Here is a 12,932-nt window from a genome sequence, read left to right as displayed (position 1 = left end):
CTACTTGGTCAACCCGCGCAGACCGCCCGAGATCAGGATATTGACCTCGTAAAGGATGCGGGGCGCGGCCAGCCCGCCGGGGCTGGCCAGATAGTTGGGGCTCCATTCCGGATCGAATTTCTGTTTGAAGGCGCGCAGCCCTTCGAAATGATAGAACTGCTCGCCATGCTCATAGACAAAGCCGCCGATGCGGTTCCAAAGCGAGGCAAGTTGACGGTTTTCGATGCCTGAGAACGGCGCCGCACCCAGCGAGAACCAATGGAACCCCTGCTGTGATCCCCAGTTCATCATCTCTGCAAACAGCGCGTCCATGACAAAGCTTGGGCTGTCAGGTTCATAGCGCATCAAATCCAGTGACAGCTCGGATTTGTTGCCGCCCTGAAACAGGTTGGCGAAGGCCATGATCTTGCCTGTTTCACCGTCACGCAGAACCGCATGATCAAAATAAGACAGGTACTGATCGTCAAATCCCCCAAGCGCAAAGCCCTTTTCGGCACCTGCCTTTTGCGCCAGCCAATGATCTGAAATCGCGCGCAATTCCGGCAAGACCGGGGCCAGGTCTTCTTTCGGAATGATCTCGAATACATAGCCCTCCCGCTCGGCCCGGTTCCTGGCCTGCCGGAACCGTTTGCGCGACTTTCCGTCCAGCGAGAAATCCCTGAGCGGCACCCGTGCGACCTCGCCGATCTTCAGGATCGACAGGCCCAGATCCAGAAATGTCGGCAGGTATTTGGTTGAAACACTGTAGAAGGCACACAGCTTGCCTTCTCGGTCCGCCATTTCCCTGAGCTGCCAGATCAATTGCTGCCCCGCGGCTTCATCGCCAACCGGCTCTCCCTTCGAGATCAGAGCGTTGCCCGTGTCTGCATACGCAATGAATGCGGTCTCATCCGGTGAAATCAGGAACTGTTTGTCACCGGTAAGCGAGATTTGGGATTCGGTATCTTCGCTCTCCATCACCAGCCGTTCAACGACCTCGGGGATTTCCGTGCGCACAGGTGTCGGAATCTCTCGCCCGAACAGAGAGTTCACGGCCACGATGCCCACGATCACCGCCACGATGAGGCTGGAGCGCAAAAAGCGCGAAGCATCTCCGTTCCAGGCAAATTCCCACCACAGGGCGTTCTGGTACTCGACATGGGAATAGGCGAACAGTCCGATCCAGAATATCACCGCCAGCAGCGCCACGACACTGACCAACCAGGGAATATTCAGCCTGAAGATCGACGCGCCACTGACCCGGTAAAACGCCCCACGGAACATGGCCAGAAGGCCAATCGTGCCCAGCATCGACAGCGCTTCGTGAGTGTCCAGCCCCTTTGCCAGCGAGGCAAAGAACCCGGCCACCATCAACAGCATTGCCACCACCCATGCGCGGTAGAGCTTTCGAAACAAACCGCGAGACACCAGCAAAAGCAGCACTCCGACAGCACTGCCGGCAAGGTGCGATGCCTCGACGAACGACAGCGGCAAAACCTCTCTCAGAACGCCAAGGTTCTGCGTGCCCGCTGGCAACGCTCCGGACACCAGCAGGATCACTCCGGCCACTGCCGCAACCCCAGCTGCAACCATGGGAACGATAGGGCGGATGACCCGATAGACCCATGTCGCGGCCCCGCCGATCCTGTGCCTCTGCGTCAGTGCCGACGCGACCGCTATGGACACGCTGGCGATACCGAAGGGCAAGAAGGTGTAAACGACCCGATACAGCAACAAGGCTGCGATCACATCCGAACGCCCCGACGCCCCAAGCCCCGCGATCAGCGTGGCTTCGAATACCCCAAGCCCGCCCGGTGCGTGGCTGAGGATGCCAACGGCGATGGCGGCGATGTAGATCGTGAAGAAATAGGGATAGCCGACGCCCAGATCGTCCGGCATCAGGACATAGAGCGCCATGGACGCGCCGACCAGATCTCCGATAGCGGCCAGTGTCAGAAGGCTGGCCAGTTTGCCACCCGGCAAGTCAAATCCGATACCGGCGACGGCCAATCGCCTGCCCCCGCTGGACAACCATATGAACATCGCGACCAATGCCCCCAAAAGGCACAATCCGATGGCGGTTTCCACCGTTTCGCTGACAGGCATCACTTTGGAGATTCCGTCCGGATGCACGGTCAACAACACACCCAGAACCAGAACAAGCCCCATCCAGAACGCAACCCAGGACGTTGCGATGACCCCGGCCACCCGCCCCAGATCCAAACCCAGTGACGCATATATCCGGTATCGGATCGCCGTCCCGGTGATGTAGGAGAAACCCAGGCAGTTCGATACGGCATAGCCGCTGGCCCCTGCCAATCCGGCTACAGGCAAAGGCACTTTGCCGCCTGCCACACTCTGCACGGCAAACACATCATAGAGCGACAGAGAAAGAAAACTGAACGCAGTCCAGAGCAAGGCGAAAAGCATAAGCTTCCACGACGTCATCGCGACATCGGTCTGGACATCCGACCATTTCACATGCGCCGACAAATCATGCAAAACCGTCAGTGCGATCCCGGTCACAAGTACCGGTATTGCAATCCGCAACCAGGGTTTTTCCAACATTGCCGTGAGCTTTTCAACCCAGTGCACGGCCAGAGGTTCACCGTCACTTTCCGCATTGGTCATGCTGCACGTCCCCGCCAGTTTCCGATCACAAATACCACGCCCGGCTCACCCGCCCGTCGGTCATCAAGACTTCACTTGCAGACCAACACTGGCACATTTTGTATTTATCTCAAAGCGCTAGAGCCGCCCCTTGCGTGTTGACAGCAGAAGGTTCGTTTCCGAACGCGTCACGCCGTCGATTTTTCGTATCTGAAACAGAACTTCATCCAGTTCAGCCAGGGTTTCGGTGCTGATCTCGGCGATCAGATCCCAACTGCCATTTGTCGAATGAACCGCCGTCACCTGACGCATGGCTCCGATCCGGGCCATCACGCGTTCCGTACCACGCCCTTCAATCTCGAGCATCATCAACCCGCGCACCGGGCTTTGCGCCAGATCGCGACGCGTCAGGACGGTGAAGCCAACGATTTCACCGGACTGTTTCAGCCGCTGCAACCTGCTGCGCACCGTGGTGCGCGTCACGCCCAGTGTTTCCGACAGCTCTGACAGGCTTGCCCGTGCATCCCGTTGCAACGCATTGAGCAGCCGATTGTCCAATTCGTCCATGGCATCTTCTCATAAAGGATTTTCCGAGACCATTTTGAGCAATTTGCCGACTTCACGCAAGACAGTCCGACGGCCTAAATGAACACATGGAACTCAAGGATATCATACTGGTTGGCGCCCCGATGGACGCCGGGAAACGTCGTCAGGGATGCCGGATGGGCCCTGATGCGTATCGCGTGGCAGGGTTGGATCAAGCGCTGTCTGATCTTGGTCACACCGTTCACGATTGGGGCGACGTGCGGGCCGAGATCGTCGACATTCCCCAACACCCGCACCTGTTCGCCCTGCCCGAATGTGTGGGGTGGACGCGCGCTCTCAGCAAGGTTGCGCAAGACGCGGCAGGTCAGGGAATTCCCATTTTCATGGGGGGTGATCACGCCCTGTCCATGGGGACGGTGGCCGGGATGGCCGCCCATGCTGCTCGGATCGATCGCCCCCTGTTCGTACTATGGCTTGACGCCCACAGCGACTTTCACACTCCGGACAGTACCGGCAGCGGCAACCTGCACGGAACGCCGGTGGCGTATTTCACCGGCAGACCCGGATTCGAGGACTTTCCCCCTTTGCCCGCCGTCATACCGACGGATCGCGTCGGCATGATCGGGTTGCGCTCTGTCGACCCGGCAGAACGGGCGGCGCTGGAACACGACCGCGCCATGCTGGCAGATATGCGCAGCATCGATGAAAACGGCATCAAAGCCCCCCTGTTGGCCTTTCTGGATCGCGTCAGGGCAGAAAACGCTCTGCTACATGTTTCTTTGGATGTCGATTTCCTCGACCCGGCAGTGGCACCCGCAGTCGGCACGACCGTGCCCGGTGGTGCGACCGAGCGTGAAGCCCATTTGGCCATGGAGCTGCTGCACGAAAGCGGGCTTGTCTGCTCGCTGGACCTGGTCGAACTGAACCCGTTTCTGGATGACCGGGGCCGAACCGCAAAACTGATGGTCGATCTGGTCGCCTCTCTGATGGGTCGCCGTATCTTCGATCGCCCAACCCGGAGTTTCTGATGCTGTCACTTCAAGCGCCATCCGCCGTTGTCATGATCCGGCCACACGCTTTTGCATCCAACCCGGAAACACGTGATGACAACGCCTTTCAAACGCTGAGCACCGTATCTGCCGAGGCGACATCGGACGCGGCCAGGGATGAACATGATCGGGCGGTACAGCAATTGCGCGACGCCGGTGTCACTGTTCATGTGTTTGACGATTTCGGCGACCTCAACACACCTGACAGCGTTTTTCCCAACAACTGGTTCTCAACGCATCCCGGCGGCCATGTGGCGATCTACCCGATGTTCGTGCCATCGCGCAGACGCGAACGCAGGACCGATGTAATCGAACTGCTCAAACAGGAATACCGCGTGCAGGATGTCATCGACTATTCCGGGTTGGAACAAGACAACCTGGCTCTGGAAGGGACCGGCGCGATGGTTTTGGATCACGTGGCCCGCATCGCTTACACGGTGACGTCCAATCGCGCCGATCCGGTCCTGTTGGAACGGTTCTGCACACATTTCAACTATGAGCCAATCGCCTTTGAGGCCCGCGATGCCAAGGGCCGGGACGTTTATCACACCAACGTATTGATGGGTATCGGCGCGCATTACGCCTTGATCTGCCTCGATATGATATCGGACCCGGCTCGCCGCGTGACCGTTCGCAACCGGCTGGAGGAATCCGGTCGAACGGTCATTGACCTGACGCACGACCAAATCGCCGAGTTCGCAGGTAACGCCATTGAACTGACCGGGCGTGATGGGTTGGTGCTGGCCCTGTCCAGCAGGGCACTTGCCGCCCTCACACCAGACCAAATCGCAACAATCCAGGACAGTGCAACACCGTTGCCGCTGTCCGTTCCAACAATTGAAACCGCCGGTGGGTCCGTGCGCTGCATGATTGCAGGCGTTCACCTTGCCCGCCGATAGGAGAGCACCATGCAACCTTCAGACAAGGCCCTGGTACCATTCGTTTCCGTCGACAACATGATGCGACTGGTTCACCACATTGGCGTCGAACAGATGATCACGCAGATTGCCGCTCAGATCGAGGCCGATTTCAAACGATGGGAAAGCTTCGACAAGACACCGCGCATTCCAGCGCATTCTCCTCATGGCGTGATTGAGCTGATGCCAACTTCGGATGGCGAGGCGTACGGGTTCAAATACGTAAACGGCCACCCCAAGAACACCTCCGAAGGGCTGCAAACCGTTACTGCATTCGGCCTGCTGGCGGATGTCTACACCGGATATCCGACGCTGTTGACCGAAATGACTATGCTGACTGCGCTGCGCACGGCGGCGACTTCGGCATTGGTCGGGCGCTATCTGGCCCCTAAAAATGCCAGGACAATGGCCATGATCGGCAATGGCGCACAGTCCGAATTCCAGTGCCTCGCCTTCAAGGCAATGTGCGGGATCGACACCGTTCGGCTTTATGACATCGATCCGAATGCCACGTCGAAATGCGCTGCGAACTTGCAGGGCAAGGGCCTGACCGTCATCCCTTGCAAGACGCCGGAAGAGGCCATTGAAGGCGCCCAGATCATCACCACCTGCACGGCAGACAAGAAATACGCAACGATCCTGACCGACAACATGGTCGGGCCCGGTGTGCACATCAACGCCATCGGAGGCGATTGCCCCGGCAAGACCGAGTTGCATCGCGACATCCTGTTACGTTCAGACATCTTCGTCGAGTACCCTGAACAAACCCGGATCGAAGGCGAAATTCAGGCGCTGGATTCAGATCACCCTGTGACTGAAATGTGGCAGGTCATCACTGGCGCGGCCAAGGGGCGCACCGATGAGCGGCAGATCACTTTGTTCGACAGTGTAGGCTTTGCCATCGAGGATTTCTCGGCCCTGCGCTATGTGAAACAGGCGATTGAAGGTACAACCTTCTTTGAACCTCTGGACATGTTGGCCGACCCGGACGATCCACGCGATCTGTTCGGAATGTTGATGCGAGCCGGATAGCACGCAATCTTGGGGGCGCTGCCCCCGCCGCGCTGCGCGCGCCTCCCCCGGGATATTTTCAGCCAGATGAAGCAAGGGGTCTGAACTTCATCTGGCCACAAATATCCCGGAGCGCGAGGCAGAGCCTCGCTTCCGAGCTATCCCGCAAGCGATGGCAGGTAGAGGACAATACCCGGGAAAGCAACGAGCGCTGTGATGGTCAGGGCGTCAGCGATGAAAAAGGGCGTGACGCCTTTGAACACATCTTGAACACTCAGGTCCGGGCGTACACCGGCAACGACAAAGCAATTCAGCCCGATTGGTGGTGTAATCAGGCAAAACTCGGCCATTTTGACAACCAGAATACCAAACCAGATCGCACACATCGGACCGGACATTCCAAACGCGCTGTCGGCGGCACTGACGGTTTCACCACCATTCAAGGCCATCACCGCCGGATAGACCACGGGCAAGGTCAAAAGCAGCATTCCAATTGCATCCATGAACATGCCCAACACCGCGTATGCCAGCAGAATGCAGATGAGGATCATCATCGGCGACATCTCGAGCCCCGTGATCCAATCCGAGAAAGCACCCGGCAGGTCTGCAAAACCAAGAAAGCGCACATAGATCAGAACGCCCCAGATGATCGAAAAGATCATCGCCGTCAGTTTGGCGGTTTCCAACAGCGCGGATTTGAGCTCGGCCCAGCGCATTCCGTGGAACAAGGCGAAACAGAACACGATGAAGGCACCAATGGCACCGCCTTCCGTCGGAGTGCCCCACGCCTTTTCACCAAACGGATTGTAGACAAAGCAGATGATGATCAGGATGACGGCGACAATCGGGAAGGCACCGGGAAGTGCCGCAAAGCGCTGTTTCCAGGTAAACCCCGTGACCGGCGGGCCAACGGATTTGAAGATCACGGCGATCCCGACGATCAGAAGGCCGTATACGATTGCGGAAAACGCGCCCGGAATAAAACCCGCCAACAGCAGCTTCCCGACATCCTGCTCGACGATGATCGCGTAGATCACCAGAATGGCCGAAGGCGGGATCAGGGATGCCAGCGTCCCGCCTGCGGCAACCACACCGGCTGCGAAGCGTTTGTTGTAGCCCACCTTCAGCATTTCGGGAATCGCGATACGGGCAAAGACGGCGGACGTCGCGACCGAAGCACCGGACACCGCAGCGAAGCCGGCCGTGGCGAAAACGGTCGACACCGCCAACCCTCCGGGCACCCATGCGACCCAGCGTTTTGCGGCCTCGAACAAAGCGCGGGTAAGCCCCGCGTAATATGCCAGGTACCCGATCAGGATGAAGGTCGGAATCAGGCTGAGAGTGTGGGACGCGACCTTGGAATGTGGCACCTGCCCCGCGGTCTTGACCGCCACTGTCAGCGCCTTGCCAAACCGTTCCGGATCGTAACCGAACTTGGCCCAGAAAATCCAAAACAGTCCGACAAGTCCCGCCAAACCGGCTGCGAAGGCAACCCGCATGCCCGCCACGACAAGAACCAGAAGGCCGCCTGTGACCCAGAGGCCAATCTCAATCGTGTCCATGTATCAGTCCTGCCCTTCGAACTGTTCGGCCTCGGCCGCTGCCAGCGCCGCTGCATCCTGTATCAACGGAACGGCCGCCGGAGCGTCCAGCCCCAGCCAGAATGCCCGGCCATACCCCCAGACTTGCAGCGCAAGGCGCAGGCAGAGAACGGAAAATGCAACGGGTGCCAGAAGCTTGGCCGGCCACAAGGGAATGCCGATGTCGATCGAACTGTCCCGGCTCCACATTGGGGCGCCGAAATCAAACGACCGGTCGAAATGAGACCAACTGCCCCAAACCAGAGCCAGCATCAGGATCAGGATCAGAACCACCGAGAGCAGTTCAAACAGCCACAACGCTCGTCCGTGCAAGCGGGAAATGACGATATCCATACGGATATGCCCCCCATCGCGCTGAACATATGAAATGCCCAGAAAAGCGATGAGAGGCATCGCCTGTTCTATCCAGTCAACATAGCCCGGCAAAGGAGCATTCAGTGCATTCCGACCACTGACGGACACGACGGCCAACACCATCAGTGAAAAAACCGCCAATCCGCTGATCAGTGCCAGAAACCGTTCGAGCACGAGCAAACGCTGATCCAGCTGGCTCAGACGGCTGCCGTCTACCAGAACCGTGGCTTGTCCTGCCATTCCGGTGATTCCTTGTTGTTTGTTGCCGGGCGCCCTGAAAGCACCCGGCCTTGTGGATCAGTTGCCGCCGCGCTGTTGCTTCAGCGTCGTCTGGACAAGATCGTAAAGGTCCTGCGCCGGCAGACCCTGTGCGGTCATGTCCGCAATCCATTTTTCACGGATCGGATCAGCGGCCTTCGTGCGGAACTCTTCAATTACCGTGTCGTCGATCATGACCTTCTGGACACCCTTTTCTTCCAGGACACTGTCCCATTGTTCGAGCAGGCCGCCATAATTCGCCAGGTAATGGTCGATCGCTTCATCGATCGAGCTGTCCAGAGCTTCACGATGTTCGGCTGGCAGCGCCTCGTAGGCATCGATGTTGACGACAACCGGGCAGTTCACCGTTCCCGGATTCAGGTTCGCGGTCCACCAGTCCGCTTCGTTGATCGTCCCGAATGACAGGTGCGCGTGCTGGGCAAAGGCCACGGTGTCGACGACGCCCGATTCCATCGCATTGAAGGCTTCTGTCGCTGGAACCGATGTGGGCACTCCTCCGACCGCCTCGAAGGCCTGACCAAGGCCACCGGTCGCCCGGACCCGCATTCCGTCAAATTCAGCAAGTTCATCCCGCGGCTCGCCGGTGCCGACAAGGTTATACTGCGGCATTGGCGAGGTCATGATGATGCGGGCATTCCATTGTGCCATCTCTTCCTTGACTGCCGGATGGTCGTATACCGCATGGCTGACCGCAACTTCTTCCTGCAAGTTGTTCACACCCAGAAACGGCAATTCCAATACGGTGATCGCCCGGTTCTTGTCGCGGTGGTAGCCGGCACAGAACTGAGCCATCTCGAAGGCGCCGATTTCGATCCCGTCCAGGTTTTCCTTGGGTTTGGACAACCCGCCATAGCTGACATTGATGGTGAATTCGCCACCGGTTTTCTCGCTGACCAGTTCGGCCAGTTTTTCTACATGTTCCGTAAAGGCGCGGCGCTTGCCCCAGACGGATGCGTTCCATTCCGTTGCGGCGGCTTCGGTCACAAAAGCAACGCCAAGGGCGGCGATTGCGGCACCGCTCAACATCTTTTTCATAGTTTCGTCTCCCATAGGTGCGCCCCCTACCGAGGCGCTTGTCGATCAAGCTAGCGCCAACATTCGATCGTGCCAACCCTGTCCGGGATTTGCGTAATTTTTGGGAAGTAGACCCAAAATGACCTAAAACGACAGAAGCGCTGAGCTCAGCCGTCCTTGCAAACGCAATTGACAGGCAGCACCCACAATTCTCATTACATTCAAGCTTTTGTTTTCACTATATTTTGACGATCTTCTTTCCAAGTTTTTTACAAATCTATCCACATTGCAAAAATTTCTTTACAAAGAAATCCAAGGATTACACCAATTTATTTATTTATTTTCAGAACGCGGTAATATTCAAACTTGGGGAGGAACAGGATCGACATTGCCTGAATGACAGGCAAAAAATCCACATGCAATCCAGTCCAGAGGGAGGAGCCTCAAAGATGACCACCGCTGCCCAGGCAGATGCCAAGACTTATCCGCCATCCGCAGAAACCGTCGCTCGTGCGCATGTCGATGCCGCAAAGTATGCCGACATGTACGCAGCCTCAATCAGCGACCCCGACACGTTCTGGGGCGAGCAAGGCAAGCGCATCGACTGGATCAAGCCCTTCACTCAGGTCAAGGACGTCAGTTACGAATTTGGTTCGGTCAAGATCAACTGGTATGCCGATGGCACGTTGAATGTATCGGCCAACTGCCTGGATCGTCATCTGAAAACCCGCGGCGACCAGACCGCGATCATCTGGGAACCGGATGATCCGAATGACCCGGCCCAGCATATCTCTTACGCAGAATTGCACCGGCGCACCTGCCGGATGGCCAACATTCTGGAATCCCTGGGTGTCCGCAAGGGCGATCGCGTCGTCATCTATCTGCCGATGATCCCCGAAGCCGCTTATGCCATGCTGGCCTGTGCGCGGATCGGCGCAATTCACTCGATCGTTTTCGCGGGCTTCTCGCCCGACGCTCTGGCCGCACGGATCAATGGGTGCGACGCAAAGGTCGTGATTACGGCAGATGAGGCCCCGCGCGGTGGTCGCAAAACGCCTCTGAAATCCAACGCAGACGCCGCCCTGCTGCACTGCAAGGACACAGTGAAATGCCTTGTGGTCAAGCGCACTGGCGGTCAGACCACCTGGATCGACGGTCGCGACTATGACTACAACGAAATGGCGCTTGAGGCGGACGACTACTGTGCGCCGGCCGAGATGAGCGCCGAAGATCCGTTGTTCATTCTTTACACGTCGGGTTCGACCGGTCAGCCCAAGGGCGTTGTGCACACGACCGGCGGCTATCTGGTTTATGCTGCGATGACACACGAGATCACATTCGATTATCACGAAGGTGACGTGTACTGGTGTACTGCGGACGTGGGTTGGGTGACTGGCCACAGCTATATCGTATATGGGCCGCTGGCCAATGGCGCGACCACGCTGATGTTCGAAGGCGTGCCGACCTATCCCGATGCCTCGCGTTTCTGGCAGGTCTGCGAAAAGCACAAGGTGAACCAGTTCTACACCGCCCCCACCGCAATCCGCGCGCTGATGGGTCAGGGCAACGAGTTCGTCGAAAATTGCGACCTGTCCAGCCTGCGCATCCTGGGCACCGTGGGCGAGCCCATCAACCCCGAGGCTTGGACCTGGTACAACGACGTTGTCGGCAAAGGCAAATGCCCCATCGTCGACACCTGGTGGCAGACCGAAACCGGCGGCCACCTGATGACGCCGCTGCCTGGCGCACATGCGATGAAGCCCGGATCGGCCATGAAGCCATTTTTTGGCATCGAACCGGTGGTTCTGGACCCGCAATCCGGTGTCGAAATCGAAGGCAACGGTGTCGAGGGCGTTCTGTGTATCAAAGACAGCTGGCCCGGCCAGATGCGCACCGTCTGGGGCGATCATGAGCGGTTCGAGAAAACCTATTTTTCGGATTACAAAGGCTATTACTTCACGGGTGACGGCTGCCGTCGCGACGAAGATGGCGATTATTGGATCACCGGTCGTGTAGATGACGTGATCAACGTGTCCGGTCACCGCATGGGCACGGCCGAGGTGGAAAGCGCGCTGGTTGCGCATGCTGCTGTGGCCGAGGCTGCCGTGGTTGGATACCCTCATGAAATCAAAGGGCAAGGCATCTATTGCTACGTCACCTTGATGAATGATCGCGAGCCCTCGGACGAGCTGATGAAAGAGCTGCGCACATGGGTCCGCACCGAGATCGGCCCGATTGCGTCTCCGGATGTGATCCAGTGGGCACCCGGCCTGCCGAAGACGCGCTCGGGCAAGATCATGCGCCGTATCCTGCGCAAGATCGCCGAGAACGATTTCGGATCGTTGGGCGACACTTCGACACTGGCCGATCCGTCGGTGGTCGAAGACCTGATCGAAAACCGTGCGAACAAGTGAGGATGTGATGGACGCTGCCACGATCACCACGCCCGCCGTTGTCATCCTTCTCGGCCCTCCGGGTGCCGGGAAAGGTACACAGGCCCGGATGCTGGAAGAGAAATTCGGACTTGTTCAACTCAGCACCGGTGACCTGCTGCGCGAAGCCGTCGCGGCCGGAACCGAAGCCGGCAAAGCGGCAAAGGCCGTAATGGAAGCCGGCGATCTGGTCAGCGACGAGATCGTCATCGCCATCCTGCGCGACCGCATGGCACAGCCGGATTGCGCCAAGGGCGTCATTCTGGACGGTTTCCCGCGCACGACGGTTCAGGCCGAAGCGCTGGACAGCCTGCTGGCCTCCAACGGCCAGAAGATCAACGCCGCGATCAGCCTCGAGGTGGAAGACGCAGAAATGGTGACCCGTATTTCGGGCCGCTACACCTGCGCCGGCTGTGGCGAAGGGTACCACGACCAGTTCAAGAAGCCTGCCGACGAAGGCAAATGCGACAAATGCGGTCATACCGAATTCAAGCGCCGCGCGGATGACAATACCGAAACGGTGGCCTCGCGCCTTGCAGCGTACCACGCGCAGACAGCACCACTGATCGCCTATTATGACGGTCAGGGCGTGCTGAAGCGTGCAAACGCCATGGGCAGGATCGAAGACATTGCCAATGAACTTGAAGGGATCGTTGGCGAAGCAATGAATTAGGGGGTGGATAAGAGCCGCAAGGCTCTGATCCCAAACAGAATACTTCAAAAGACCGCCTTGGCGGACTGGTGAAGTTTTGCCTGACGTCACGTGGCGTCTGGCGCAAGTGAGAAGCGGCCCGACGCACTGGAGGATGTAGGCATCGGGCCGTCCAACGAGGAAGCGAAGGAGGAACCCGCGATGGCGGATCATTCAACAAACTCCGCGCAGACTGCCGAGTCCGACAAGGGCTATTGGCAGGCCAACCTGCGCCTCATCTACATCAGCCTCGCGATTTGGGCGCTGGTGTCGTTTGGATTCGGCATTCTGCTGCGTCCGATGCTGTCGGGGATCGCCGTCGGCGGAACCGATCTGGGCTTTTGGTTCGCACAACAGGGATCGATTTTGGTCTTCCTGGTGCTGATCTTCAACTACGCCTGGCGCATGAACAAGCTAGACGCCGAATACGGTGTTGAGGAGTAAACCCC

Annotated in this window: 11 protein-coding genes; 6 read left to right on the top strand and 5 right to left on the bottom strand. The window is 58.2% G+C overall.

Going from position 1 to position 12,932, the window contains the following annotated elements:
- Together mprF and AC2FF8_RS09835 are read right to left on the bottom strand one after the other, a co-directional pair.
- Nucleotides 1-2,610, bottom strand: a complete 2,610-nt coding sequence (gene mprF, locus AC2FF8_RS09840; protein ID WP_496879577.1) for a bifunctional lysylphosphatidylglycerol flippase/synthetase MprF — start codon at nt 2,608-2,610, stop codon at nt 1-3.
- A gap of 117 nt (nt 2,611-2,727) precedes the next feature.
- Entirely contained in the window at nt 2,728-3,156 is a 429-nt protein-coding gene (locus tag AC2FF8_RS09835; RefSeq protein ID WP_170344639.1) for an Lrp/AsnC family transcriptional regulator, read from the bottom strand.
- 86 nt (nt 3,157-3,242) lie between these two features.
- Between AC2FF8_RS09835 and rocF the strand changes: the two genes are divergently transcribed.
- Genes rocF through ocd form a run of 3 tightly spaced genes read left to right on the top strand, consistent with a single transcriptional unit; the run spans nt 3,243 to nt 6,133 of the window.
- Nucleotides 3,243-4,163 (top strand): arginase, encoded by a 921-nt coding sequence (rocF, locus tag AC2FF8_RS09830; RefSeq protein WP_496879576.1) that lies wholly within the window; start codon nt 3,243-3,245, stop codon nt 4,161-4,163.
- Nucleotides 4,163-5,083, top strand: coding sequence for a citrulline utilization hydrolase CtlX (gene ctlX / locus AC2FF8_RS09825; protein ID WP_480684501.1), 921 nt, complete (start codon nt 4,163-4,165; stop codon nt 5,081-5,083). Before rocF ends, ctlX begins: the two co-directional genes overlap by 1 nt.
- Before the next feature lie 9 nt (nt 5,084-5,092).
- Nucleotides 5,093-6,133: an ornithine cyclodeaminase gene (gene ocd / locus AC2FF8_RS09820; protein WP_170344642.1), complete on the top strand. Its 1,041-nt coding sequence runs from the start codon at nt 5,093-5,095 to the stop codon at nt 6,131-6,133.
- Nucleotides 6,134-6,270: 137 nt separating this feature from the next.
- Here the strand turns inward: ocd and AC2FF8_RS09815 are convergent, their stop codons facing one another.
- Genes AC2FF8_RS09815 through AC2FF8_RS09805 form a run of 3 tightly spaced genes read right to left on the bottom strand, consistent with a single transcriptional unit; the run spans nt 6,271 to nt 9,381 of the window.
- Nucleotides 6,271-7,674 carry a TRAP transporter large permease gene (locus AC2FF8_RS09815; RefSeq protein ID WP_496879575.1) on the bottom strand — a complete coding sequence of 468 codons (1,404 nt, stop codon included), beginning with the start codon at nt 7,672-7,674 and terminating at the stop codon, nt 6,271-6,273.
- Nucleotides 7,675-7,677: 3 nt separating this feature from the next.
- Nucleotides 7,678-8,307, bottom strand: coding sequence for a TRAP transporter small permease (locus tag AC2FF8_RS09810; RefSeq protein WP_170344644.1), 630 nt, complete (start codon nt 8,305-8,307; stop codon nt 7,678-7,680).
- A gap of 57 nt (nt 8,308-8,364) precedes the next feature.
- Nucleotides 8,365-9,381: a C4-dicarboxylate TRAP transporter substrate-binding protein gene (locus AC2FF8_RS09805; protein ID WP_496879574.1), complete on the bottom strand. Its 1,017-nt coding sequence runs from the start codon at nt 9,379-9,381 to the stop codon at nt 8,365-8,367.
- 428 nt (nt 9,382-9,809) lie between these two features.
- On the opposite strand from AC2FF8_RS09805, the gene acs reads away from it, so the two are divergent.
- From acs to AC2FF8_RS09790, 3 genes are all read left to right on the top strand, one after another.
- Nucleotides 9,810-11,774 carry an acetate--CoA ligase gene (gene acs, locus AC2FF8_RS09800; protein WP_170344646.1) on the top strand — a complete coding sequence of 655 codons (1,965 nt, stop codon included), beginning with the start codon at nt 9,810-9,812 and terminating at the stop codon, nt 11,772-11,774.
- Nucleotides 11,775-11,781: 7 nt separating this feature from the next.
- The gene (locus AC2FF8_RS09795) at nt 11,782-12,465 is read left to right on the top strand and encodes an adenylate kinase (protein WP_496879573.1); all 684 of its coding nucleotides are present in this window, start codon (nt 11,782-11,784) and stop codon (nt 12,463-12,465) included.
- Nucleotides 12,466-12,645: 180 nt separating this feature from the next.
- Complete coding sequence (locus AC2FF8_RS09790; RefSeq protein ID WP_170344753.1) at nt 12,646-12,927, top strand: DUF4212 domain-containing protein; 282 nt, start codon at nt 12,646-12,648, stop codon at nt 12,925-12,927.
- Nucleotides 12,928-12,932 lie beyond the last annotated feature (5 nt).

It is taken from the genome of Ruegeria sp. YTSA144 (assembly GCF_059610125.1).
Note: the sequence above shows the minus strand (reverse complement) of the source record. Positions and strands in the feature narration are given on the sequence as shown.